The sequence below is a fragment of the Bacillus sp. N1(2025) genome (assembly GCF_053470005.1).
This window is the reverse complement of sequence record NZ_JBLTJB010000007.1, coordinates 71990-96389: the sequence shown is the minus strand read 5'-3', so window position 1 is coordinate 96389 and position 24400 is coordinate 71990. Positions and strand designations below refer to the sequence as shown.

Here is a 24400-nt window from a genome sequence, read left to right as displayed (position 1 = left end):
TCATTAAAATGTTACAGCTAATCTTGCGTTAGCTATTTTTTCATACGGAATATTGACCCGTTTCTTTCTTGTTTTGACCGTCATCTCTATTGTAACAGTTTGTCCATCAAATTCAGCCAATTTGCCTTCAAACACTTTTAAACCGTCAATCGGTTCGTACGTTTTCATGTACACATTTTTGCCCAGTGATTTTTCGAAGTCGGCTTTTTTCTTTAATGGACGCTCGGCTCCAGGAGAAGATACTTCAAGAAAGTAGTTCTGGGTGATCGGATCGGCCTCATCCAGCTTTTCGCTTAACGCTTCGCTGACTTTGGCGCACTCCTCAATATCAACACCGTTCTCGGAATCAATAAACACGCGAAGGAACCAGTTTTGACCCTCTTTGACAAATTCAATGTCTACGAGTTCAAGGTGAAGGTCATCCAGTATGGGCTGAGCCATTTCTTGAACGGTATCAGTCACTTTTTTGCTCATGTTTTTCCTCCTTGTGCTGTCGATATCATATCAGCCGTTCCTCTGCATAAAAACCCTGCTTCAAAAGAGCAGGGGCATTGAGAAAACGATGGACATGTCGAGGCAAAATTGCCTGTTCAATACAAAAGAGCGGGTTTCCCCACTCTTTGCCTCGGTAATCGTTAGCATTTCCAATAAAACTATACCATAACCATATATTTAATGCAAATCAAACTCCGCTCGGAGGCTGTGCACAAAGCTTAAAACAGAGACAGCTGGTTTTGGTCCGGAAGCGACTCAAGACAGCCGTGACGGTCTAAATACTCTAAAATGGTTTTTGACACTTTTCCGCGTTTTTGAAGATCCTCTTTTGAAAGGAACTCCCCTTCTTCCCGCGCTTTCACAATATTGAGAGCGGCGTTGGTTCCGAGTCCCGGAATTGAGTTGAACGGCGGGATGAGACTGTTGCCGTCAATGATAAATTCCGAAGCGCTCGAACGGTATAGATCGACCTTCTGGAAGGAATAGCCGCGCTCACACATTTCAAGCGCAAGCTCTAACACGGTAAGGAGGTTTTTCTCCTTCGGCGAAGCATCAAGCCCTTTAGAGCTGATATCATCCATCACCGCTCTGATAGCGGTCGAGCCTTTAATCATTGTATCAATGTCAAAGTCATCTGCGCGGACGGTAAAATACGCAGCATAATACAAAAGCGCGTGATGCACTTTAAAGTATGCAATCCGCACCGCCATCAGCACGTATGCGGCGGCGTGGGCTTTCGGGAACATGTATTTGATTTTTTTGCATGAATCAATATACCAGTTCGGCACATTGTTCTTTTTCATTTCTTCTTCCCATTCCGGCGTCAGGCCTTTGCCTTTACGGACGAATTCCATGATTTTAAAGGCCAGTGAAGGCTCAAGGCCCTGATAGATCAAGTAAACCATAATGTCATCACGGCAGCCGATCACTTCGCTCAGTTCACACGTATTGTTGTGTATCAGTTCCTGCGCATTGCCGAGCCATACGTCCGTTCCGTGGGAAAGCCCGGAAATCTGGACAAGCTCGGAGAACGTCGTCGGCTTCGTATCCTCAAGCATCTGCCGCACAAATCGCGTCCCGAATTCAGGAATGCCGAGCGTCCCCGTTTTACAACCGATCTGCTCTTCAGTGACGCCGAGCGATTCTGTACCTTGGAAAATCTTCATAACTTCCGGATCATCTGTCGGAATCGTCTTCGGATCAATTCCGCTTAAATCCTGAAGCATCCGGATGACTGTCGGATCATCGTGCCCCAATATATCAAGCTTCAGCAGGTTGTCATGAATGGAGTGGAAGTCAAAATGAGTCGTTTTCCATTCAGACCCCGTCGCATCTGCCGGGAATTGTATCGGTGAAAAATCGTAAATATCCATGTAATCCGGGACAACGATAATCCCCCCCGGGTGCTGGCCGGTCGTTCTCTTAACGCCGGTGCAGCCTTGCACCAGACGGTCGATCTCCGCGCCGCGCATGTGTAGGTTGTGATCGCCCGCATAGCCTTTCACATATCCGTAAGCCGTCTTTTCCGCGACGGTGCCGATCGTTCCCGCGCGATACACGTTATCTTCACCGAACAATACTTTCGTGTAGTTATGGGCATGCGGCTGATACTCACCTGAGAAGTTCAAGTCGATATCGGGTACTTTGTCACCTTTAAAGCCTAAGAACGTTTCAAACGGGATATCATGCCCGTCCTTTTTCAAAGGCGTACCGCAAGACGGGCAGGTTTTATCCGGAAGGTCAAAACCGGAACCGACTGATCCGTCATTAAAGAATTCGGAATATCGGCAGCTCGGGCACACATAGTGCGGAGCGAGCGGGTTCACTTCAGTGATTTCCGTTAAGGTCGCCACAAGCGATGAGCCGACGGACCCCCGGGAGCCGACGAGATAACCGTCATCCAGAGACCGTTTTACAAGCTTATGAGAGATGAGATAAATAACGGCGAATCCATGACCGATGATACTTTTTAATTCTTTTTCTATTCTCGCTTCCACAATTTCGGGAAGCTCTTCACCGTAAATGCTTCTGGCGCGCTGATAGCTCATTTCACGGATTTCTTCATCAGCCCCGTCAATTTTCGGCGTGTACAGATCGTCTTTGATCGGTTTGATCTCATCGATCATCGAAGCGACTTTCTGCGTATTGTCAACCACGATTTCTTTCGCTTTTTCTGCACCGAGGAAGGAGAAAGCCTCCAGCATTTCATCTGTCGTTCTGAAGTGCACTTTGGGCAGTTCGTGTCTGTTTAACGGGTTGGCGCCGCCTTGGGAAGATATTAAGATCTTCCGGTAAATTTTATCCTCATCGTTTAAATAGTGGACATTTCCCGTAGCCACGACCGGCTTATTCAATTTTTCTCCGAGCTTCGTAATGTTGGCGATGATTTCTTTCAGCGCTTTTTCATCCCGGACGAGCTCAAGCTGCAGAAGGTGTCTGTATACTTCCGGCGGCTGCACTTCAAGATAATCATAGAAGGATGCGATATCTTCAACCTCTTCAGGAGATTTTTGCATCATGCCTTCAAAGACCTCTCCCCTGTCACAGGCAGAGCCGATTAACAGACCTTCTCTGTATTTATTAAGCTGCGACCTCGGAATGCGCGGCACTCTGTAGAAATATTGAATATGAGAAATGGACACGAGCTTAAACAGATTTTTAAGGCCGGTCTCATTTACGGCAAGCAATGTAGCGTGATAAGGTCTTGATCTTTGATAAGCATTGGATTGTCCCATATTCTCATTCAGCTGATCATGATAAAAAATGTCTTTTTCAGCGGCATCTTTGAGCATTTTCAACAGCAGGTAGCCCGTTGCTTCAGCGTCAAAGACCGCTCGGTGATGCTGGGTTAATTCGATATCAAACTTCTTACATAACGTATTTAAGCGGTGATTTTTAAACTCAGGATACAGGAAACGCGCGAGTTCCAGCGTATCAATGACCGGATTTTTCGCTTTTTCCGTTTTCAAAAGACGCTTGTACGCCACATTTAAAAATCCCATATCAAAGCTGGCGTTATGAGCCACAAGCACGTCATCGCCGATCCATTCTTTAAAATCCCGGACGACGTCAACGACATCGGGAGCGTCGCGGACCATGTCGTCCGTAATCCCGGTAAGCTCTATCGTCGTTGCTGACAGCGGATGGTGCGGATTGGCGAACGCTTCGAATTTATCGATGATTTCTCCGCCTCTTATTTTGACTGCGGCAAGCTCAATGATCGTGTCATACACTGCGGACAGACCTGTCGTTTCAACGTCAAAGACGACGTATGTGTCTTCTTCCAGGAGACGGTGAGCTGGATTGTATGCGATCGGAACGCCATCATCTACGATATTGGCTTCCATTCCGTAAATCATTTTAATGCCGTGTTTTTTCGCGGCGGAATAGGCATCCGGGAAAGACTGCACAACGGCATGATCAGTTAACGCAATCGCTTCATGTCCCCATTTTTTCGCCTGTTCGACAAGCTTTCCGATGCCCGTTACAGCATCCATTTGGCTCATCGGAGAATGCAGATGAAGCTCAACCCGTTTTTCGCCTTCAGGAGCGGTGTCTTCACGGGTTTTGGCTTTTATTTCATTCACGTCATTTGCAATCATGACGAGGTCTCTGACGAATGTATCGTTTTGAATGCTTCCCCGCGCCTTCACCCACATGCCTTTTTTCAGCGTTTTCATCAAAGCGGCGTCTTCTTTTTCTCGGGCGAACATTTTTACTAAAATGCTGTTTGTATAGTCCGTGATTTTGAAAATGCAGAGCGTGCGTCCGCTTTTCAGCTCGCGTGTTTCAGCATCAAACACAAACCCCTGCACCGTAATTCTTCTTTCTTCATCCATGATGCTGTCAAGCGTCCGGATTTCTTCGTTCTCTTTAATTTGATAGCCGATGACAAGCGGTCCGGACGGTGCCTGATCCTCTTCGCCCTCTTTTTCCTTCTTCTCCATCTCGATAAGCGCCTGCATCGCCCGCTCCTGATCTTCAGCAAGCTTTTGCTCGCGGAATTTCTGGACTTCTTGGTCAGATACGAAAATTTCGGTATCCAGCTGCAGTTCCGGAAAGCCGAATTGGCGATAGCTGTGCTGAATCAGTGCGCTGTATTTATTTTTGAGGGCAGATGCTTCTGTATCTGTTTTTGTTTTCACGATCAGCTTGTTTCCCTTGAGCTTCGGCTTCTGCTGATTCAAAAGAGCCACCATCGGCGGCGAGGTTCCTTCAAGCTCTTCAATACAGCGTGTCCAATAATCCTGTACAAGCTCCTCTGTCACTGTAGGGTCAATGACCTGAACAGACGATGTGACACGTGCGATGTGAGCAAACGATTGTGTTAACCTCATCATGAATGAATCATATATTTGATACGGCAAAAGAGCCTTAAAGCGAAATTGGAAATGCCAGGCTTTTTCTGCTTTATGGATTGTCAGTTTATCAATCTCTCCGTCTTCAAAGTATGTCATGAAGGTATCATCTGTCATATTAAGCTGCTGCAGAAGAATCTGAAACTGTCTTCTGTTTACTGATAACTGTTCCATTCAGACAGTATCCCTCCCTTAAAACATCATAAGTGAAGGTACCTCCGCAGGTGATGAGGTACCTTCTTTTTTCTCTATTTTAACATGATTTTGTATGATTCGTTATGGTGATTACTTCGTCTTGATAAATTCAGAAAGCTCATCCACTGAAACTTCGGCAGATTCACCGGTTTTGCGGATTTTCACTTCTACGATGCCCTCATCGGCACGTTTTCCGACAGTGATGCGGATCGGAAGGCCGATCAGATCAGAATCAGCAAACTTCACGCCTGCGCGTTCAGCGCGGTCATCGTATAATACCTCATAACCTTCCGCCTGGAATTTGCCGTAAAGCTGTTCAGCAAGCTCTTTTTGCGCTTCGTTTTTCATATTCAGCGCCAAAATATGAAGATCATACGGAGCAACGCTTTTCGGCCAGATCAAGCCTTTTTCGTCGTGATGCTGTTCAGCGATGGCTGAAAGCGTTCTGGACACGCCGATTCCGTAACATCCCATCAGCATCGGCTGCGCACGCCCGTTTTCATCAAGGTATGTCGCATTCATCGCTTCAGAGTAACGCGTGCCGAGTTTAAAGACTTGTCCGACCTCAATCCCTTCAGCGAAACGGATCGTGCCTTTTCCGTCAGGGGACGGATCGCCTTCCTGAATGATTCGAAGATCGGCATACGCTTTTACTGACGCGTCACGTTCGATGTTTACGTTTCGGTAATGACGGTCTTTTTCATTCGCGCCGCTAACAGCGTTTACCATTACTTTCACGGCTTGGTCGGCATAAATCTCAATGTCGCCGGCAGCGCCGATCGGCCCCGCAAATCCCGGCTCCGTGCCAAGTTTCTCCGCTACTTCTTCATGAGACGCAAGCTCAACCACTTCCGCGTTCAGAAGGTTTTTCACTTTCACGTCATTGACCTCATGATCGCCTCTTACTAACACGAGAACAAATCGGTCATCCGCTTTAAACAGCATTGATTTGATGCAGGCGCTCGGCTCGATCTGCAAGAACGAAGCGAGCTCTTCAATGCTTTTGACATTCGGCGTATCAATTTTCTCCAATGCCTCGGGTGTTTCATCTGACGGCTCGCTGTTCATGACAACTTCCGCCATTTCTGTATTGGCTGCGTAAGAGGATCCATCGGAATAAGCGATGGTATCTTCCCCTATTTCAGAAAGAGCCATAAATTCATGCGTATCTTTTCCGCCCATCGCGCCTGAGTCGGCAATAACGGGACGGACGTTTAATTCACAGCGTGCGAAAATGTTGCTGTATGCGCCGTACATGTTTTGGTATGTTTCCTCCAGACTTTCTTCAGAAGCATGGAAAGAATACGCATCTTTCATGATGAATTCGCGTCCGCGCAATAACCCGAAACGCGGGCGTTTTTCATCTCTGAATTTAGACTGGATCTGGTAAAGAGTGAGCGGCAGACGCTTATAAGATTTCACCTCATCGCGCACGAGAGAAGTAATGACTTCTTCATGTGTCGCGCCTAAAGCAAATTCGCGGCCGTGGCGGTCTTTCAGACGCATTAATTCAGGCCCGTACGTATACCATCTGCCTGATTCCTGCCATGTTTCAGCCTGCTGAAGGGCCGGCATCAGCATTTCCACCGCGTTGATTTTTTCCATTTCTTCACGCACGATCTTCTGAATGTTTTGAATGACCCTGTAAGCCAGGGGCATGTAGCTGTAAACCCCGCTCGTATTTTGTCTGATAAATCCCGCTCTCAGCAGAAGCTTATGGCTTTTTGCTTCAGCATCAGCCGGCACTTCTCTCAGGGTCGGAATAAGCGTCAAACTTTGTCTCATGTCTTCGCACCTCTGATTTTTTACTAGTCAATTATAAGAATAAACGCTGGATATCGTTCCATGTGACAACCAGCATAAGAAGCATTAAGAAAGCTACGCCGATAAATACGACAAATGCTTCCTTGTCACGGTTTATCGGCTTGCCGCGGATTGCTTCAATGAATAAAAACAGCAGCCGCCCGCCGTCAAGCGCCGGTATCGGCAGCAGGTTGACGATTCCCAGGTTGATGCTTAAAAACGCCGCAAACCGCAATAAGTTGATGATGCCGGTTTTTGCAACTTGATCCGTCATATCATAAATGCCGACAGGACCCGAAAGCATATCAAGCTTAAACTGGCCTGTCACAATTTTGCCCAGATTGGTCAGAATCGCTTTTGTGACATCAACGGTAGATGTCGCGCCGTAGGCGATCGCTGCAAGCGCGCCTTTTTCAGTCGGCGCATAAGAGCCGAAGCGGCCGATTGTTTTTTTATTTTCATCTTTTACAGCTTCAGGTGTAACCGAGATATGAAACGATTTGCCGTCCCGTTTGACGGCGACATCGATTTTTTTCCCGGGATTTTCTTTTACCGCTGTCACGATGTCGGTCCATGACCTCATTTTTTCACCGTTAATGCTCTGGATATAGTCGCCTTCTTTTAGACCGGCAGCCGCTGCGCGTCCATTGTTTGTCAGCTTCCCGAGCTCAGGCTGATTCGAAGGCACGCCTTGAATGAATCCAAGCATGACGAGAATGACATACGCTAAGATGAAGTTCATTATCGGACCGGCAGCAATCGCCTTAATCCGCTTCCATACGGGCTTAGACCCGAATTGTCGATTGTAAGGCGCAATCTGCACTTCTTCTCCGTCTACGATAAAAAAAGAGGTCTGACTGACAGTAAAGCCCGCCAGTTCATCTTCTTTCCCCTGCTCGTACCCGGTAATCTTCATTTCGTGCTCAAGATCAGCCGTCTCCACCTCGATAATTAAAGCGTCGGGATATTTTTCCTTTTGATTAATGATGACTTTTTCCACTTCGTCATCTTTATTAAAAAGAAGCCCGACGGTATAACCGGGTTTGACTTCGATCATCTCCGGGTCTTCACCGGCCATGCGGACGAACCCGCCGACCGGAAGGAGTCTGATCGTATACACGGTTTCATTCTTTTTAAATGAAAAGATTTTAGGGCCGAAGCCGATCGCAAATTCACGGCAAAGGATTCCCGCTCTTTGGGCGAGCAATAAATGCCCCAGCTCATGGAAAAAAACGAGCGTTCCGAAAATAATAATAAACGCGATAACTGTATTCACGAACATACCACCTTATGTGAGTATTGAATTAACGTATCCCCGGGTGTCTTTGTCCACTTCTTGGATATCCGCAAGACTCGGATCCTGAATTACGCTGTGGCGGTCCAGTGCTTTTTCAATCAGGTCCTCAATCGATAAGAATGAAATCCGTCCGGCAAGAAAAGCGGCAACGGCTTCTTCGTTGGCCGCATTTAAAACCGTCGGCATCGTTCCCCCTATTTTACCTGATTCAAAGGCAAATTGTAAGCAGCGGAACCTTTCAAAGTCAGCTTTCGCAAAATGAAGGCTTCCGATCTCCCATAATTCAAGCCTTTTTGTTTCAGGCAGAGGCAGCCGGTCCGGATATGTCAGCGCATATTGAATCGGCACCCTCATGTCCGGATTTCCGAGCTGGGCGATGACGCTTCTGTCGTGAAATTCAACCATCGAATGAATGATGCTCTCCTTATGTAATACAACGTCAATCCGTTCATACGGAATGTCAAACAGCCAATGCGCCTCAATAACTTCAAGTCCTTTATTCATCATTGTAGCCGAGTCAATCGTAATTTTTGCGCCCATCGACCAGTTCGGGTGGTTAAGGGCGTCGGCAATCGTTACAGACTCAAGCTCCTGCCGCGTTTTATCTCTGAAACTGCCGCCGGATGCCGTAATGATCAGGCGCTCGATATTTTTGCTCTGTTCGCCTTGCAGCGCCTGAAAAATAGCGGAATGTTCGCTGTCGACCGGAAGAAGAGGAACACTGTATCGTTTTGCGTGTCCTTTCACTATATGCCCGGCAGTGACAAGAGTTTCCTTATTTGCAAGCGCAATTGTTTTTTTCTGTTCAATCGCTTTCAAAGTCGGGATTAAACCGACACTTCCAAGCAGCGCATTGACCACGATATCCACTTCGTCCATGACTGCCGCTTCAATCAGGCCTTCTTCTCCGATGCCGATTTGACATTCATGAGAAAAAGACGCTTCTTTCACTTTTTGATATGTATCCATGTCGCCGACTGCTACATATTTCGGCTGAAACGTTCTGATCAACGGGATCGCTTTCTCGGCGTTTTTACCGAAAGTCATCGAGACGAGACGGAACTGATCTTGATGCATGCGCAATACGTCTAACGTCTGCTCCCCTATTGATCCTGTTGCTCCTAAAAGACAAATATTCTTCAAAATGCCACTCCCATTCTATGCGTCCAGATCGGTCTTATTTTCATATTAGCCTTTCTCATGAAAAAAGCGCAAGCAGAAAGTATAAGAACGGCATGACAAACAAAAAGCTGTCAAATCGATCTAAAATGCCGCCGTGCCCGGGAAGGATTTTTCCCGAATCCTTCACATCATAGTGCCGCTTAAGCGCTGATTCAACCAAATCCCCGATCTGTCCGAACACAGACAGAACAAGCGTGATGACCAAAAGAACCGGGTATGAAATCGGAAGGTGCGCAAACAGCTGAAAAACAGCAGTAAAAATAAGGGCGATGACAATACCGCCGAGAAACCCTTCCACTGTTTTGTTGGGACTGATTTCGGGCCACAGTTTCCGCTTCCCGAGCGACTTTCCGACGAAATATGCGCCTGAGTCCGTTGACCATATGACAACGCAGGCATAAAAGATATACAAAAGCCCGTTTGTTTCAATGTTTCTGATTTCAATAAAATAATGAAAACACAGTCCGATATATACCGTCGCGAGAACGATAAACCCGACTTCGTCAAACGTAAAGGTGTTTTTCACGAGCACCGTATAGCTGAGCAGAATCAATACGGCGAAAATCGTTACTTCCATTTTCGCATCGAAAAAATGATACTTGTCCGGCATCATATACAGCCATAACAACAAGAGGCTGATCAGACCCGGAAAAGAAAAAAATCTGAGCTTTTTCATCCGCAAAAGCTCAAAAAGCGCTATACTTCCCATCACGTAAACAAATACGGTGAACGGCAATCCTCCGAAAATAACCAAAAATAAAAATAGTGCCGCTGCCAGAACACCTGTTAACAATCTTTGTTTCATTTCCACCATCCTCTAAATTCCGCCAAACCTCCGGCCCCGCTGCTGAAATTCTCCCACTGCCTGCAGAAAGTGATCTTCTTTAAAATCGGGCCACAGGACATCTGTAAAAACAAATTCACTGTAAGCCACCTGCCAAAGCATAAAGTTGCTCAATCTGATTTCTCCGCTCGTTCTGATGAGCAGCTCCGGGTCCTGGATTGATTCCGTCATTAAATGCCCGGAAAAGAGCGCTTCATCAATGTCTTCGATATTCAACGTGCCGCTTTTCACCTGTTCGGCCAGTGCTTTTGCCGCATTGACGATTTCCGTGCGTCCGCCGTAGTTCAAAGCGAAATTGAGAATCATACCGTCATTTTGTTCTGTATCTTTTACGGCTTTCTCAATCGCCCTGTACGTATGAGAAGGGAGCGCGGATTCATCTCCGATAATTTTCACCTGTACATTTTCCTCTATCAATTCAGGAAGATACGTATTCAGGAACTCTTCCGGAAGCTTCATCAAAAAGTCGACTTCCATCTTCGGGCGCTTCCAGTTCTCCGTTGAAAACGCATAAAGAGTCAGAACTTTAACGCCGAGCTGACTTGCGAGCTTTGTCACCCTTTTTACCACTTTCATTCCTTCATGATGTCCTGCAATCCGAGGGAGTGAGCGCTTCTTCGCCCAGCGTCCGTTTCCGTCCATAATAATGGCAATGTGTGCGGGAATTTCACCCTTCAGTATGTCTTCTTTTGTATACCGTTCTAAGTTGGAAGCCGCATTCTGCTGATTCTTCCAATTTTTGAGTATGTTGAGCATGAGATTCCTCCGTCACCCAAAAAGGTTGCGTTGCTGATGATCAATGTAATCAACAGTATTAACAAAAAAACCCCCTGTAAACATGAGAGGGTCTTTTCACATTATCTATTGTACATAGTTTTTCATTAAACTTCCATGATTTCTTTTTCTTTGTCCTTTGTGACACTGTCAATTTTTGACACATATTCATCTGTCAGCTTTTGAACGTCTTCACTGGAAGCACGAAGCTCGTCTTCTGTAATGTCTCCGTTTTTCTCAAGTTTTTTGAGGTCATCGTTGCTGTCACGGCGGACATTACGGACTGCTACTTTCGCTTCTTCCGCGTACTTTTTCACGACTTTGACAAGTTCTTTACGTCTTTCTTCCGTCAAAGCCGGGATCGCGATGCGGATAATGGTGCCGTCACTTGTCGGAGTTACCCCAAGATCAGCTTTCAGAATCGCTTTTTCAATATCGCCGATTGCCGTTTTGTCATACGGTGTGACAACAAGCATACGCGCTTCAGGCACATTGATGGAAGACAGCTGGTTTAAAGGTGTTTGGGCACCGTAGTATTCTACTGTCACTTTATCCAATAGAGATGGGTTGGCACGTCCTGCGCGGACTGACGCCAATTCGCGTGAATAAGCGGCAACCGCTTTTTCCATGCGTTCTTTTGTTTGTGTTAATACTTCGTTTGACAACGTTATTTCCCCCTTACGATCGTTCCGATTGATTCGCCGATTACGGCACGCTTAATATTTCCTTCTTCCATAATAGAAAAGACGATCAGCGGAATATCATTATCCATACATAATGAAGAAGCCGTAGAATCCATGACTTCCAGCCCGTCTTTTAACACATCGAGATAAGATAATTTTTCGTATTTAACGGCTGACTCATCTTTTCTCGGATCAGCATTATACACACCGTCGACATTATTTTTCGCCATTAAAATCACATCCGCTTCGATTTCAGCGGCACGCAGCGCTGCGGTTGTGTCCGTAGAGAAATAAGGATTTCCTGTTCCCGCGGCAAAAATAACAACGCGTTTTTTCTCCAGGTGCCGGATGGCTTTTCTTCTGATGTAAGGCTCAGCGACCTGACGCATTTCAATTGATGTCTGCACTCTGGACTGAATTCCGAGCGTTTCCAGGCTGTCCTGCAGGGCAAGTGAGTTCATGACAGTAGCAAGCATGCCCATATAATCGGCCGTCGCACGGTCCATTCCTAAGTCACTGCCTGTTTTTCCGCGCCATAAGTTGCCGCCGCCTACGACTACGGCCACTTCGACGTCAAGCTCAGCGATTTCTTTTACCTGTTTAGCGATGGATTGGATGACAGTCGGATTAATGCCATTTCCCTGCTCTCCTGCCAATGCTTCTCCGCTAAGCTTTAAAACGATACGATTGTATTTTGGTTTTTCCATAATAACCTCCAAGTGTAAACATTGCCGTTTCCTATTATGCAAGAGAAAAAAAGGTTTGTAAATATAGTTTTAAAAATAGGGAACACAAGTAGTGTCCCCTATACTGCCTGAAAAGCCGCGAAAGATTCGCCAAGGCTTTCCGCCATTATTTTTTCACTTGGTTCATAACTTCTTCAGCAAAGTTTTCTTGGCGTTTTTCAATACCTTCTCCAACTTCGTAGCGGACGTAAGTTTTAACAGATGCGTTTTTCGCAGCCACAACTTGTTTCACTTTTTCGTCTGGGTTTTTAACGAAAGCTTGGTCTAATAAGCAAATTTCTTCGAAGAATTTGTTCAGACGGCCTTCAACCATTTTAGCTACGATGTTTTCCGGTTTGCCTTCTTGAAGAGCTTGCTGAGTCAGGATCTGACGCTCATGGTTTGTTTCTTCTTCAGACACTTGGTCGCGGGAAATGTAACGAGGATTTACCGCTGCAACATGCATCGCGATGTCTTTTGCAAGATCTTCGTCAGTTGTTCCGCTAAGAACGGATAATACGCCGATGCGGCCTCCCATGTGAAGGTAAGCACCGAACGCTTCGCTGTCTTCTTTTGTAATAACAGCAAAACGGCGAAGAGTGATTTTCTCTCCGATTTTAGCAACGTTGCTTGTGATGTATTCTTCAACAGTAGAACCGTTTTCCATCTTTTGACCCATTGCTTCTTCAAGATCAGCAGGAGCGTTTGCAAGAAGGTGGTCAGCAAGCGTGTTCAGAAGCTCTTTGAAGCCTTCGTTTTTCGCAACGAAATCAGTTTCAGAGTTTACTTCTAAGATAACGCCTTTGTTGCCGTCAGTTTTAATAAGAGTAGAACCTTCAGCAGCGATACGGTCAGCTTTTTTAGCCGCTTTCGCAATTCCTTTTTCTCTCAGAAGGTCGATTGCTTTGTCCATATCTCCGTCAGTTTCAGTCAATGCTTTTTTACAGTCCATCATACCAGCGCCTGTTTTTTGACGCAGTTCTTTTACCTGCTGTGCAGTAATAGCCATTTGAATTCCTCCTTATATGTGTAAACAAGATATGTATAGATACATTTTCTTGAAAAAAGGTGATAAAAGGCAGTCCCTTCTATCACCTTTTGATTAGGTTACGCAGTTGTCGTTTCTGTTTCAGGTGCAGTCTCTTCAGCAGCTTCCGCTTCTTCTTCGCCTTGCTTCGCTTCAAGAATAGCATCTGCCATTTTAGAAGTAAGAAGTTTAACAGCGCGGATTGCGTCATCGTTTGCAGGGATTACGACATCAATTTCATCAGGATCACAGTTTGTATCTACGATTCCGATGATAGGAATGTTCAATTTACGAGCTTCCGCAACAGCGATGCGCTCTTTGCGAGGATCGATGATGAATAATGCATCAGGAAGATCCTTCATGTCTTTAATTCCGCCGAGGAATTTTTCAAGACGCTCTAATTCTTTTTTCAATTGAACAACTTCTTTTTTCGGAAGTACTTCAAATGTACCGTTTTCTTGCATTTTCTCGATGTCTTTCAGACGCTTAATGCGTTTTTGGATTGTTTCGAAGTTTGTCAGTGTACCGCCCAACCAGCGTTGGTTGACATAGTACATGCCAGAGCGTACAGCTTCTTCTTTAACAGAATCCTGAGCTTGTTTTTTTGTGCCGACGAAAAGGATTTTTCCGCCTTCAGCAGCAAGGTTTTTCGTGAAGTTGTAAGCTTCCTCTACTTTTTTCACTGTTTTTTGAAGGTCAATGATGTAGATTCCGTTACGCTCCGTGAAAATGTAACGCTTCATTTTTGGGTTCCAGCGGCGTGTTTGGTGGCCGAAGTGAACACCAGCTTCAAGCAATTGTTTCATAGAAATAACTGACATGTGATTTCCTCCTAATAAAATGGTTTTTTTCCTCCGCTTAGGTCATTTTTGTGCAGAACTGCCGTTTGCAGCACCCTCTGCATAAATCGTTAAGCGTGTGTATTTAACACCAAGAAATAATATAACACAGCTTTATGCGACAATCAAGAATCCTTTACAGCTTTGCCGCGAAATTTTAAAAACAGCTCGATTTCTGTCTTTCCGCTCTGCATCCGTTTGGCAATTTCCGCGGGGGTGAGCCCTTGTTCATATAATTCTGAAACACGTTCTTCAAACGAATGCGCGCCGCTGTTTTCGTCACTTTCAGCCCGTTCCGTTGCACTGATGAGCTTTTCCATGTGGTCCGGAATATCAGGCTCTTCTTTCGGTTCCGGCCGGGGTTCGGCGTCTTCTGCGTCCGGCGCTTGACGGCTTTTTGCGTCTTCGAGTCTTTCATTTTCTTCTTTCAGCTCAAGCAGAAACGCTGCAAGGGTGTTTTCCGTCTCTTCAAGAATCTTCTTCTGCTGGCGCTCCGTCTCCTTGAGGGCTGAAAACCTCGTGTACAGAATAATGACGGCATAAAGCAGTACGCCGTGAAGCACAAAGCTTAAAAGCCATAATAGTGTTGACATGTTTTTCACTCGCTAACCATGAGTTCATTATTGAATTACTTTTTCAAGCAGGTGCTTTAATTTGAACAGCGCCTTTGAATGAATCTGTGAAATCCGCGACGTCGAAAGGTTCAGGACTTGTCCGATTTCGGTCAAAGTCAGTTCTTCTTTATAGAATAAACTGACGACAAGCTGCTCTTTTTCAGAGAGCTCATGAATTTTGCCCGCAAGCTGAGCGATCAGCTCGTCCTTCATGATTTTTTCTTCCGGCGGCACATTTTTGTCATCTCTGATCATCACTTGAATATTCTCACCGTCATCCTGGTCGTGAAGCTTTTCATCAATGGATAAGAGATTGGCAAAAAACCCTTCATTCATCGTTGATACTACGTCCTGCTCCGTCATCCCCAGCTCTTCTGCGATCTCTGAAGGCGTCACATTCCGAAGGTAGCGCTGTTCAAGTTTTTCGATCGCCGCTTCGACTTTTTTTGTCTTCTCCCGTGAAGTTCTGGGCAGCCAATCTTCTTTACGCAGCCCGTCGATGATTGCACCGCGAATTCTAAACGAGGCATAGGTATCAAATTTTAAATCCCGGCCGGGGTCAAATTTTTCTAGGGCATCATATAAACCAAGCATACCAAGGCTCATTAGATCGTCTTTATGCACCGATTTCGGCAGTCCGACGGAAATTCTGCCGACATGATATGTGACCAGCGGCATGTAACGGCGCATTAAATCATCACCGGCTTTAGGATCTTTCCACTCTTTCCAGCGCGACCAAAGCACCTGATCTTCATAATTCAAGGATTGCATTGTTATCCCCCTACCTCATACCTTTATTAAATCGTTGTTTCACCTTGTTTAACAGTTCGAATGTGCAGCATGCAGGACTTTGGCTCAAATTCAATCGTCCGGCCGCTTGAGCCGCCCGTATCTTCACTGATGACCGGAATGTTATACAATGAAAGCTGCTCTTTGATGGCCGCTACATTCCTCGGACCGATTTTCATCAGGTCGTTCGTCATTTTAAACTTAAACATCTCCGCTCCCCCGGCGAGTTTTGCCTTCAGGGCAAACTTGCGGCAGCCGGCTTTCAAAAGCATATCAATCGTCATCTTAACGGCGGTGTCCGCGTATTTTGCACGGTTGAGCTCCGCCGTTTTTGATAAACCGGAGTCCGGCAGCATGACATGAACGAGTCCTGCCGTTTGTTTGTCTTTATCGTATAAAACCAGCCCCACGCATGAACCGAGTCCCGAGGTCCGGATTTTATCCGGGTAACGCGCGACTTGAACATCCGCAATCCCCACTTTAACGACTGCGGCTTCCGCACGGCTCATAAAGCCGCACCCAATGAGACGAAGAGCTTTTCAAAAGAATCATAGTCCGGGAGCATAAACATGTGGGCTTTGAGCTCCTGCCGGCTGCCCTGGTCAAAAATAGAAGTATCCACGACAATGGCATGCTCTCCGACTTGGCTGAGCTCCATCAGCCCTTCACTGATAACCGCGCCGAACATATCAAGTGAGATTTCCGGCACGCTCGGGTAAATCTCAAGCTTTGTCAAATCAGCCAATGCCGTTAAATAGGAACCTGCTAAAATATTGCCGAACTCATGTAAAGCAGAAGAACTCAAATGATCTTCGCCCAGCTGGTCAATATCAAAATCCGGATTTCCGATCAGCTCTCTGATAAACTGTTCCGCCTGATCAAAAGGCATGATGAGAAAGATAGAGCCGGTCATGTCGCCTTCCATTCTTAAAAAGATACTGGCGACCGGCGTTTCAGCCCCGCCGAAAAAATCAGCGAGCTCATCAAATGTCAATAAAGTCGCAAACGGCACTTCCATGTCTATCTTTCTGTTCAGCAGCTGAGCCATTGCAGAAGCCGAGTGACCCGCCCCGATATTTCCGACTTCCCGCAAAATATCCATCTGCTCTTCTTTGATCGCTTCAAACTTACTCATGTTGTCTTTTCCCCTTTAAGCATTAGGCTCTCCGGACGCAGATGCCGAAGCACCTTTATCCAGCACCGCATGCGCATCGATAATATTGAGGAGCCTGTTATCTTGCTTAACGATCTGTTTAATCCACACATCCGTTTCCTTTGTCTGGCTTTCAGGCGCGGATTCGATTTCATTTTCATGCACGGTGATGACGTCATTGGCCTCATCCACGACCCATCCGACATCAGCGTCACGGTAAGAAATGATGATAATCCGAGTCTCTTCTGTGATGTCCTGTTCAGGCTGGTTCAGACGTTTTCTTAAATCAAGAACCGGGGTAATCACTCCGCGCAGATTGATAACGCCGCGGATATAAGATTCCACACCCGGGACCCTCGTCGGTTTTTGCCACTTTTCAATTGATTTCACCTGGGAAACTGAGATAGCGTATTCTTTCCCGTTTATCATAAACACAATCATTTTTTCACCTGTTTTGATTTCAGCAGTCATTCGGGCACCTCCTCGTGTCGTTTTAGTAGATCAGCGCATTACAATCAATAATCAGCGCCACTTCTCCGTTTCCGAGAATCGTAGCGCCGGAAATCGCAAAGACGTTCGTCAAATAGTCGCCGAGTGATTTCAGTACGACTTCCTGCTGTCCGATAAAAGAGTCCACGACAAAAGCAGTGGATTTATCGCCCTTTTTCACGACGATTACATGGAACTGATCGGCATCCTGTTTTGAATCCGTAATGCCGAATTCTTTTTTCAGATAGACGATCGGAACGATTTGGCCTCTGAAATCAATCACTTCTCTGTCATGCGTCTGCAGGATATCTTTCTTATCAATAACAGCCGTCTCTATAATAGAAGAAATCGGTATCGCAAACGTCTCTTCTTCCAGTTTAATGAGAAGAACAGATATAATTGAAAGTGTCAGCGGAAGCTGGATACTGAAAAGAGAACCTTGGCCTTCCGCGGATTTGACACTGACAGAGCCGCCGAGTGATTCGAGTTTATTTTTTACAACATCCAGACCGACGCCCCGCCCTGAAATGTCAGAAATTTGATCGGCAGTCGAGAAGCCCGGAGCAAAAATAAGCTCGTAAATCTCATTATCTTCAAGCGTTTCAGCATCACGTTCGGTGATTACACTCCGTTCGAGCGCTTTTTCAAGAATTTTCTTTCTGTTCAAGCCGGCCCCGTCATCTTCAACCTCAATAAAGACGTGATTGCCGCTGTGATATGCCTTAAGCACCACATGACCTGATTCCGATTTTCCTTTATTCACCCGCACTTCAGGCGATTCAATGCCGTGATCGATGCTGTTTCTGATTAAATGGACAAGCGGATCGCCGATTTCATCAATCACCGTACGGTCCAGCTCCGTTTCAGCTCCGATGATGGACAATTCGATTTTCTTGTTTAATTCCTTTTGAAGCTGGCGGATCATTCTCGGGAAACGGTTAAAGACGGTTTCTACCGGCACCATCCGCATATTAAGAATAATAGACTGAAGGTCGCCCGAGATTCTCGTCAGGCGTTCAACGGTTTCAGTCAGCTCATTGTGGTCAAGCTCCTTGGCGATCTGCTCAAGACGTCCGCGGTCAATGACAAGTTCTTCAAAAAGGTTCATTGAAGAATCCAGTCTTTCAATGTTGACGCGAATCGTTTTCGAGCCGCTGTGATGCTTCGGCTGTTCTTCCGTTTTCGCTTGCGGCTTTGGCTGTTTCTCAGCCTTTTTAACCGGAGCTTCCTTCACCGGTTCAGCCGCTTGCGGTTTTTCGGCCGTTTTTAACGGCGCACCGGCAGAAATTTCGACATTCTCCACTTCTGAAATGCCGCTGATGAGTTCTTTAATTTCTTCAGCAGGCTGCTTTGTCAAGAAACACACCTGAAAATCCGTTCCGAAATCTTCCGTCTCAAGCACTTCCGCGGCAGGTATCGTTTTTGCGACTTCTCCGGCTTCATTCAGCTTTTCAAAAATCATGTACACCCGCACGGCTTTCAGCATGCAGCTTTCATTCAGGGAAACCGTTATTTCATAGCGGCTGAATCCTTGCTCTTCCGCCTCTTCAATAACAGTCCGTTCGAACTCATCATAATTCCATTCAGTTGAAGCCTGTTGTTTTGAAGCCGGCGGTTCTGCTGTTTCGGCTGAAGCCGCAGTCTCATGCACCGCATTTACGTCGAGCTTCGCACTCACTTCAGAAATATCACGTTTGCCGTCTCCTCCGTCAATAATGGACTGCACCATCTCTTCAAGATGATCAAGCGCTTCAAACAGCACATCCAGCCAATCTGATGTAACGGGCATTTCTCCGTTGCGGATGGCGTCCAGCACATTTTCCATCAGGTGGGTTAAATGCGCCAGATCTGTATATCCCATCGTTGCGCTCATGCCTTTCAGCGTATGGGCAGCTCTGAAGATGTCATGCACAAGCTGAAGGTCTGCCGGATCTTTTTCCAACAGCAGCAGCTTTTCGTTACATGTCTGTAAGTGCTCTTTACTTTCATCAATAAAGACATCTAAATATTGATTCATATCCAATTGATTCACACCCTCTCTTTTTTCACACATCCGGTGATGGATGCCGCGATATCTTCCACATGTTTAATCTCATGAATGAGGCCCGCCTTTATCGCTGACTTCGGCATTCCGAACACAACACAGGATTCGTCCGATTCCGCAATCGTTTTAACGCCGCCTGTTCTGAGCATTTCTTTTACGCCTTCGGTTCCGTCGCTGCCCATGCCGGTCATAATGACGGCTACCTTTTCGTAATCGGATAAGCGGCTTGCCGACCGAAACAAATAATCGGCTGACGGTTTATGCCGGCTTTCCGTATCATGAACGTCAAGAATGATGCGGAGCCTTCCGCCTTCCTCTGCAACCGTCATATTTTTTCCGCCGGGCGCGATGTACACCCATCCGTCTTTCGCTTCTTCACCGTTTTCCGCTTCTTTGACCTGAATATCTGACAAATGGTTGAGTCTGTCTGCAAGTGAAGCGGTGAAGCCTTCAGGCATGTGCTGAACGACAAATACAGGCGCCTTTAAATCCTTCGGCAGTTTCGGAATCACCTTTTGCAGAGCCCGCGGTCCGCCTGTAGAGGTCGCGATGAATACGGCCTGCTTGGCGGATTTTGCTTTCGGTCTTTCAAATCCCGCTAAAGCCGGACGTTCCGGGATAGAAGACTCTTTCACTGCCGCCTCAGGTTTTTGTGCGCGGGACAGCCCGGCTGCAATCACCCTCTCAATCAGCTGCTCTTTAATTTTATAAAGATCAAGGGAAATCGCTCCGGAAGGCTTGGTGATAAAATCAAAAGCGCCCATTTCCAGGCAGTTGATCGTTCGGTCCTTCCCTTGTTGTGTCTGGCTCGATACCATGATTACGGGAAGTTTATATATGCTGATGATCTTCCGCAATGTATCCGTTCCGTTCATGACCGGCATTTCAATATCAAGCGTGACAACATCCGGTTTGAGAAGCTCTATTTTCTTCAGCGCCTCTTCCCCGTTTCTGGCTGTCCCGATGACTTCTATCTGCACTTCCGCAGCCAGAAAATCGGTAATCATCTTTCTCATAAAAGCTGAGTCATCAACGACAAGCACACGAATCACTGTAAAGTCCTCCTCAATAAAAAAGAAGATAATCTCTCAATAAATGCCGGTTTCTCTTCTCTTGGTTTGTTTTCTTCCGTTTGAAACAAGACATCCGTCAGAAGACGGACGGACCTGCTGGCTTTTGCTTGAGGACTTTTTATTAAAAAAGGCACCTGGTCAATGACGGCTTGACTTACTAGCGGGTCATCGGGTATGGAGCCGGCGAAACGCACTTCCGCGCCTAAAAACGTGTGAATCGCATGAGAAAGGCGGTTGTACGTGTCCAGCGCCTGTTTTTGGGAGCGGGCGCGATTGACGGCAATGTTTACGGTCAGCCGTTCATCCGCGAGCAAAAGATGTTTGATCGCGCTGTAGGCATCCATAATGGCCGTCGGCTCAGGCGTTGTCACGGCGAGAATGTCTTCCGCCGATAAAATAAACGGCAGCTGTTCGTTTGAAAGTCCCGCTCCCATATCAAACAGAACGTAATCAAAATCGCTTAATACAGCGGAAAGACCATTCATAAAAGCCGCCCACTTCTCTCCGTCAGCTTGATAGATCGCCTCAAGCCCCGTTCCTCCGGATATGTACCGAAGGCCTTTCGGACCGGAGGACAGTGATTGCGCCAATGCGTGCCGATTCTCCATCACATCAATAATGGTGCGGGAAGAAGCAGCGCCGATCAGCACATCAATGTTGCCCATTCCGATGTCAAGATCAATGATGAGTGCTTTTTTTCCTTTTTCCTGCAGGGCAACTGCCATGTTTAATGTTAAATTAGATTTTCCGACGCCGCCTTTACCGCTGATGACGGCTAATGTCTTCGCTTTTTTCTCATAAAGCTCCGGCTTGATCATTTGCCGCTCTCTCATTTTCCTTCTTAATGACTCTGCCTGATCGGGTTTCATGTCAAAAGCATCCTTACAAACTCTTTTGGTGAAGCCGATAGGATGTCCTCAGGCACATCCTGTCCATTTGTCAAATAGGCGGCGCCGATTCTTGATTCCGACAGCACTTGAAACACGGAGCCGAGTGAGGCGGTTTCATCCGTTTTCGTGAAAATGAATTGATTGACCGGCACACCGGAAAAACGTTTCAGCACCTGTTTCATATCTTCATATTTTGCAGATGCTGATAATACGAGAAAGGATTGTAAGCCTGATTCAAACGGAATCATCTCTTGTAATTCCGTAATATACTGCTCTTCTTTAAAGTTTCTACCGGCTGTATCAATGAAAACATGGTCATATTCAGCGAATTTTTCCAGTGCCTTCAGACATTCTTCCTTTGAATAGCATACTTCAAGAGGAGCCTGAAGCAGCTCCGCATATGTCTTCAGCTGCTCGACCGCGGCAATCCGGTAAGTATCCGTCGTCATAAATGCAATTTTTTTATGCTCTGTCAGCATTGATGAGGCCGCGAGTTTCGCAAGTGTAGTCGTTTTGCCGGCCCCGGTTGAACCGAAAAGCACGACGTATTTTGATTGAATCCCTTCCTGCCACCTGTCTGCCGAAGGGAGTTTTTTCACTAACAAATCCTGCAGTTTTGAGCTGACATTATCTTCAGTTAAATCTCCGGAAACAATTGAAGAACGGAGCAATTCACTGAGCACGGCGTTTTGCGTATGATCAGGAAGCCCGGCTTGCTTCAATAGTCTCTCGGCTTTTTTTAATGGTTCAGGGAGCACTTCTTTATAATGCGCCAGTTCGCCGGAAATGCTTTGATCCGGAAGACGCGGCGGCTGAACAGGCTCAGCTTTCTCCGCCGTTTCCGTCTTTTTCATTTCTTCAGCGGCAGCCGGCGGCGTTTTTCTCGCTTCCCTGACGTCACGATCTAAAACCGCTATCACTTCAACGGCCTGCTGCGGCCGCAGCCCCAGCCATTTTCGTTTCTTTACTTGTTTGGAATGTAAAATAACGGCATCATTGCCGAGTTCCTTTTTGATTTGCTTCGCGGCATCCTGCATTGAAGCGGCTGTAATTTTTTTTATTTTCATTAAATATCCACCACTCCAATGCTCTGTACTTCAACATTTGCTTCCAGCTCATTATAAGAAAGAACCGGAAGATCAGGGAAATACCGTTCTAACAGCTGTTTAACATACATTCTGACAGCAGGCGAGCAAAGAAGAATCGCTGACTCCTGACGGATGGAAAGCTGCTCGGCCTCTTTAGCGACAGAACGGATGATGCTGTCTGAAACCTCAGGGTCGAGTGACAGGTAATTGCCCTGTTCAGTCTGCTGTACCCCGTCTGCAATCGCTTTTTCCACCCGGCCTGAGCATGTGATGACCTTCAGCGTTTCATGCTCTCTCGCATATTGTGCCGTGATTTGTTTGGCAAGCGACTGTCTCGCGTATTCTGTCAAAAGGTCTGAATCTGTCGTTAATCTTCCGTAATCGGCAAGAGTTTCAAAAATGGTCACCAAGTTTCTGATTGACACTTTTTCTCTCAGCAATTTGGCAAGCACCTTTTGAATATCGCCGACAGAAAGAGGGTTTGGCGTGACTTCCTCAACAAGCACAGGATAATTTTCCTTCAGATGATCGATCAGCTGCTTTGTTTCCTGTCTGCCGACCAGTTCATGGGCATGCTGCTTAATTTTTTCTGTAATATGCGTAGATACGACTGACGCCGGATCAACAACTGTATACCCCAGCATGTCTGCTTCATCTTTCGCAGCTTCGCTGATCCATTTTGCAGGAAGTCCGAACGACGGTTCAATCGTTTCAATTCCTTCAATGACGTCATCTTCAGGCGTCGGTGACATCGCTAAGTAATGATCCAGCAGGAGCTCTCCTTTAGCGACTTCATTGCCTTTAATTTTCAATCTGTATTCATTCGGCTGGAGCGCGATGTTATCCCTGATGCGCACAACCGGAATGACAAGTCCCAATTCAAGCGCAAGCTGACGTCTGATCATGACGATGCGGTCAAGAAGATCACCGCCCTGCCCCGCGTCTGCAAGCGGCACGAGTCCGTATCCGAACTCAAATTCAATCGGATCAATATGTAAAAGCTGCACGACGCTTTCCGGGCTTTTCAGTTCATCCGCCTGAGCCTCTTCTTCAAGAATTTCTTCCTCTTCTTCGCTCGGCTTATCCGTTTTGGACAGCATGTAAGCGCCGAATGCAAGCAGACCGGCGATCGGTCCCGTCAGCAGAATGCCGATCGGTGTAAGAAGACCGAGCAAAAGTACAGTTCCCGCGGCTACATACAAGAGCTTCGGATAAGCAAACAGCTGGCCTGTAATATCATGACCGAGGTTTCCTTCAGATGCCGCTCTCGTCACGACAATCCCCGTAGCCGTTGAGATGAGCAAAGCCGGCATTTGAGAAACGATACCGTCACCGACCGTCAGCATTGTAAAGTGAGACGCAGCTTCTTGTATGCTCATCCCCTGCTGCAGCATGCCGATTACGATTCCGAAAATAATATTGATCATCACGATGATGATACCCGCGATGGCATCTCCTTTGACGAATTTGCTCGCACCGTCCATGGCGCCGTAAAAATCGGCTTCCCGGGCGACTTTTTCACGTCTGTGCTTTGCATCCTGCTCCGTAATCATGCCGGCATTTAAATCCGCGTCAATACTCATTTGCTTTCCGGGCATCGCATCGAGCGTAAATCTCGCCGCCACTTCCGATACCCGCTCGGCGCCTTTTGTAATGACGATAAACTGAATAATAATCAAGATAATGAAGACAACAAGCCCTACCAGCACATTTCCGCCGACAACGAAATTCCCGAATGTCTCAACAACCTTTCCTCCTTCTCCGTGAGAAAGAATCGAACGTGTCGTCGACACATTGAGCGAAAGCCGAAACAGCGTCAATAACAGCAGCAATGACGGGAATATCGAGAATTGCAGCGGTTCTTGCATATTCATTGTGGTGAGAAGCACGATCAACGCAAGAGAGATATTAATGATGATCAAAATACTTAACAACCATGGAGGGAATGGAATCACCAGCATTGCCACAATGAGGACAACACTTATTAAAACCGATAAATCTCTTGTTGACATGCTGTTTTTCTCTCCTTTTGAATTTG

General features: G+C 46.5%; 21 protein-coding genes. All 21 read right to left on the bottom strand.

The annotated features are described in order from the left end of the window. Window positions 1-3: 3 nt before the first annotated feature. On the bottom strand, window positions 4-474 hold the full coding sequence (gene rimP, locus ACNFN4_RS15930) for a ribosome maturation factor RimP (protein ID WP_014417787.1): 471 nt from the start codon (window positions 472-474) through the stop codon (window positions 4-6). A 239-nt stretch (window positions 475-713) separates the two neighbouring features. Then, window positions 714-5027, bottom strand: coding sequence for a PolC-type DNA polymerase III (locus ACNFN4_RS15925; RefSeq protein ID WP_448200296.1), 4314 nt, complete (start codon window positions 5025-5027; stop codon window positions 714-716). Window positions 5028-5138: 111 nt separating this feature from the next. After that, window positions 5139-6833: a proline--tRNA ligase gene (gene proS, locus ACNFN4_RS15920; protein WP_061890603.1), complete on the bottom strand. Its 1695-nt coding sequence runs from the start codon at window positions 6831-6833 to the stop codon at window positions 5139-5141. 31 nt (window positions 6834-6864) lie between these two features. Continuing rightward, the gene (gene rseP, locus ACNFN4_RS15915; RefSeq protein WP_448200295.1) at window positions 6865-8133 is read right to left on the bottom strand and encodes an RIP metalloprotease RseP; all 1269 of its coding nucleotides are present in this window, start codon (window positions 8131-8133) and stop codon (window positions 6865-6867) included. Between the two features lie 6 nt (window positions 8134-8139). Continuing rightward, entirely contained in the window at window positions 8140-9291 is a 1152-nt protein-coding gene (gene dxr / locus ACNFN4_RS15910) for a 1-deoxy-D-xylulose-5-phosphate reductoisomerase (protein WP_448200294.1), read from the bottom strand. Between the two features lie 55 nt (window positions 9292-9346). Beyond that, window positions 9347-10144: a phosphatidate cytidylyltransferase gene (locus ACNFN4_RS15905; protein ID WP_007409796.1), complete on the bottom strand. Its 798-nt coding sequence runs from the start codon at window positions 10142-10144 to the stop codon at window positions 9347-9349. Between the two features lie 3 nt (window positions 10145-10147). After that, window positions 10148-10930, bottom strand: coding sequence for an isoprenyl transferase (locus tag ACNFN4_RS15900; protein WP_014417783.1), 783 nt, complete (start codon window positions 10928-10930; stop codon window positions 10148-10150). Between the two features lie 125 nt (window positions 10931-11055). Beyond that, window positions 11056-11613 carry a ribosome recycling factor gene (gene frr / locus ACNFN4_RS15895; RefSeq protein ID WP_003154212.1) on the bottom strand — a complete coding sequence of 186 codons (558 nt, stop codon included), beginning with the start codon at window positions 11611-11613 and terminating at the stop codon, window positions 11056-11058. A gap of 2 nt (window positions 11614-11615) precedes the next feature. After that, on the bottom strand, window positions 11616-12338 hold the full coding sequence (pyrH, locus tag ACNFN4_RS15890; protein ID WP_003154213.1) for a UMP kinase: 723 nt from the start codon (window positions 12336-12338) through the stop codon (window positions 11616-11618). 145 nt (window positions 12339-12483) lie between these two features. Then, window positions 12484-13365, bottom strand: a complete 882-nt coding sequence (tsf, locus tag ACNFN4_RS15885; RefSeq protein WP_242790568.1) for a translation elongation factor Ts — start codon at window positions 13363-13365, stop codon at window positions 12484-12486. A 98-nt stretch (window positions 13366-13463) separates the two neighbouring features. After that, the gene (gene rpsB, locus ACNFN4_RS15880; RefSeq protein ID WP_003154215.1) at window positions 13464-14204 is read right to left on the bottom strand and encodes a 30S ribosomal protein S2; all 741 of its coding nucleotides are present in this window, start codon (window positions 14202-14204) and stop codon (window positions 13464-13466) included. Window positions 14205-14347: 143 nt separating this feature from the next. Then, complete coding sequence (locus ACNFN4_RS15875) at window positions 14348-14815, bottom strand: DUF6115 domain-containing protein (RefSeq protein ID WP_014417782.1); 468 nt, start codon at window positions 14813-14815, stop codon at window positions 14348-14350. A 27-nt stretch (window positions 14816-14842) separates the two neighbouring features. Further along, window positions 14843-15607, bottom strand: a complete 765-nt coding sequence (gene sigD / locus ACNFN4_RS15870) for an RNA polymerase sigma-28 factor SigD (RefSeq protein ID WP_003154217.1) — start codon at window positions 15605-15607, stop codon at window positions 14843-14845. A 26-nt stretch (window positions 15608-15633) separates the two neighbouring features. Continuing rightward, the gene (gene cheD / locus ACNFN4_RS15865) at window positions 15634-16134 is read right to left on the bottom strand and encodes a chemoreceptor glutamine deamidase CheD (protein WP_003154219.1); all 501 of its coding nucleotides are present in this window, start codon (window positions 16132-16134) and stop codon (window positions 15634-15636) included. After that, a complete protein-coding gene (cheC, locus tag ACNFN4_RS15860; protein WP_014417781.1) occupies window positions 16131-16760 on the bottom strand; it encodes a CheY-P phosphatase CheC in 630 nt (209 codons plus the stop codon). Before cheC ends, cheD begins: the two co-directional genes overlap by 4 nt. 15 nt (window positions 16761-16775) lie before the next feature. Then, window positions 16776-17249 (bottom strand): chemotaxis protein CheW, encoded by a 474-nt coding sequence (cheW, locus tag ACNFN4_RS15855; RefSeq protein WP_003154225.1) that lies wholly within the window; start codon window positions 17247-17249, stop codon window positions 16776-16778. Window positions 17250-17271: 22 nt separating this feature from the next. Next, complete coding sequence (gene cheA, locus ACNFN4_RS15850; protein ID WP_063636641.1) at window positions 17272-19290, bottom strand: chemotaxis protein CheA; 2019 nt, start codon at window positions 19288-19290, stop codon at window positions 17272-17274. A gap of 5 nt (window positions 19291-19295) precedes the next feature. Then, entirely contained in the window at window positions 19296-20363 is a 1068-nt protein-coding gene (locus ACNFN4_RS15845; RefSeq protein ID WP_007409791.1) for a protein-glutamate methylesterase/protein-glutamine glutaminase, read from the bottom strand. Then, window positions 20360-21253, bottom strand: a complete 894-nt coding sequence (locus ACNFN4_RS15840) for a MinD/ParA family protein (protein WP_014417779.1) — start codon at window positions 21251-21253, stop codon at window positions 20360-20362. Before ACNFN4_RS15840 ends, ACNFN4_RS15845 begins: the two co-directional genes overlap by 4 nt. After that, window positions 21250-22341 carry a flagellar biosynthesis protein FlhF gene (gene flhF / locus ACNFN4_RS15835; RefSeq protein ID WP_014417778.1) on the bottom strand — a complete coding sequence of 364 codons (1092 nt, stop codon included), beginning with the start codon at window positions 22339-22341 and terminating at the stop codon, window positions 21250-21252. Before flhF ends, ACNFN4_RS15840 begins: the two co-directional genes overlap by 4 nt. Next, entirely contained in the window at window positions 22341-24374 is a 2034-nt protein-coding gene (gene flhA, locus ACNFN4_RS15830; RefSeq protein ID WP_014417777.1) for a flagellar biosynthesis protein FlhA, read from the bottom strand. The genes flhF and flhA overlap by 1 nt, the downstream gene beginning before the upstream one ends. Window positions 24375-24400: the final 26 nt, after the last annotated feature.

Bases quoted from the DNA above. Each gene is read 5' to 3' on its own strand.
- rimP (WP_014417787.1), bottom strand. From the start codon at position 474: ATGAGCAAAAAAGTGACTGATACCGTTCAAGAAATGGCTCAGCCCATA.
- ACNFN4_RS15925 (WP_448200296.1), bottom strand. From the start codon at position 5,027: ATGGAACAGTTATCAGTAAACAGAAGACAGTTTCAGATTCTTCTGCAG.
- proS (WP_061890603.1), bottom strand. From the start codon at position 6,833: ATGAGACAAAGTTTGACGCTTATTCCGACCCTGAGAGAAGTGCCGGCT.
- rseP (WP_448200295.1), bottom strand. From the start codon at position 8,133: ATGTTCGTGAATACAGTTATCGCGTTTATTATTATTTTCGGAACGCTC.
- ACNFN4_RS15905 (WP_007409796.1), bottom strand. From the start codon at position 10,144: ATGGTGGAAATGAAACAAAGATTGTTAACAGGTGTTCTGGCAGCGGCA.
- ACNFN4_RS15900 (WP_014417783.1), bottom strand. From the start codon at position 10,930: ATGCTCAACATACTCAAAAATTGGAAGAATCAGCAGAATGCGGCTTCC.
- pyrH (WP_003154213.1), bottom strand. From the start codon at position 12,338: ATGGAAAAACCAAAATACAATCGTATCGTTTTAAAGCTTAGCGGAGAA.
- tsf (WP_242790568.1), bottom strand. From the start codon at position 13,365: ATGGCTATTACTGCACAGCAGGTAAAAGAACTGCGTCAAAAAACAGGC.
- rpsB (WP_003154215.1), bottom strand. From the start codon at position 14,204: ATGTCAGTTATTTCTATGAAACAATTGCTTGAAGCTGGTGTTCACTTC.
- ACNFN4_RS15875 (WP_014417782.1), bottom strand. From the start codon at position 14,815: ATGTCAACACTATTATGGCTTTTAAGCTTTGTGCTTCACGGCGTACTG.
- sigD (WP_003154217.1), bottom strand. From the start codon at position 15,607: ATGCAATCCTTGAATTATGAAGATCAGGTGCTTTGGTCGCGCTGGAAA.
- cheD (WP_003154219.1), bottom strand. From the start codon at position 16,134: ATGAGCCGTGCGGAAGCCGCAGTCGTTAAAGTGGGGATTGCGGATGTT.
- cheC (WP_014417781.1), bottom strand. From the start codon at position 16,760: ATGAGTAAGTTTGAAGCGATCAAAGAAGAGCAGATGGATATTTTGCGG.
- cheW (WP_003154225.1), bottom strand. From the start codon at position 17,249: ATGACTGCTGAAATCAAAACAGGTGAAAAAATGATTGTGTTTATGATA.
- ACNFN4_RS15840 (WP_014417779.1), bottom strand. From the start codon at position 21,253: ATGAAACCCGATCAGGCAGAGTCATTAAGAAGGAAAATGAGAGAGCGG.
- flhF (WP_014417778.1), bottom strand. From the start codon at position 22,341: ATGAAAATAAAAAAAATTACAGCCGCTTCAATGCAGGATGCCGCGAAG.
- flhA (WP_014417777.1), bottom strand. From the start codon at position 24,374: ATGTCAACAAGAGATTTATCGGTTTTAATAAGTGTTGTCCTCATTGTG.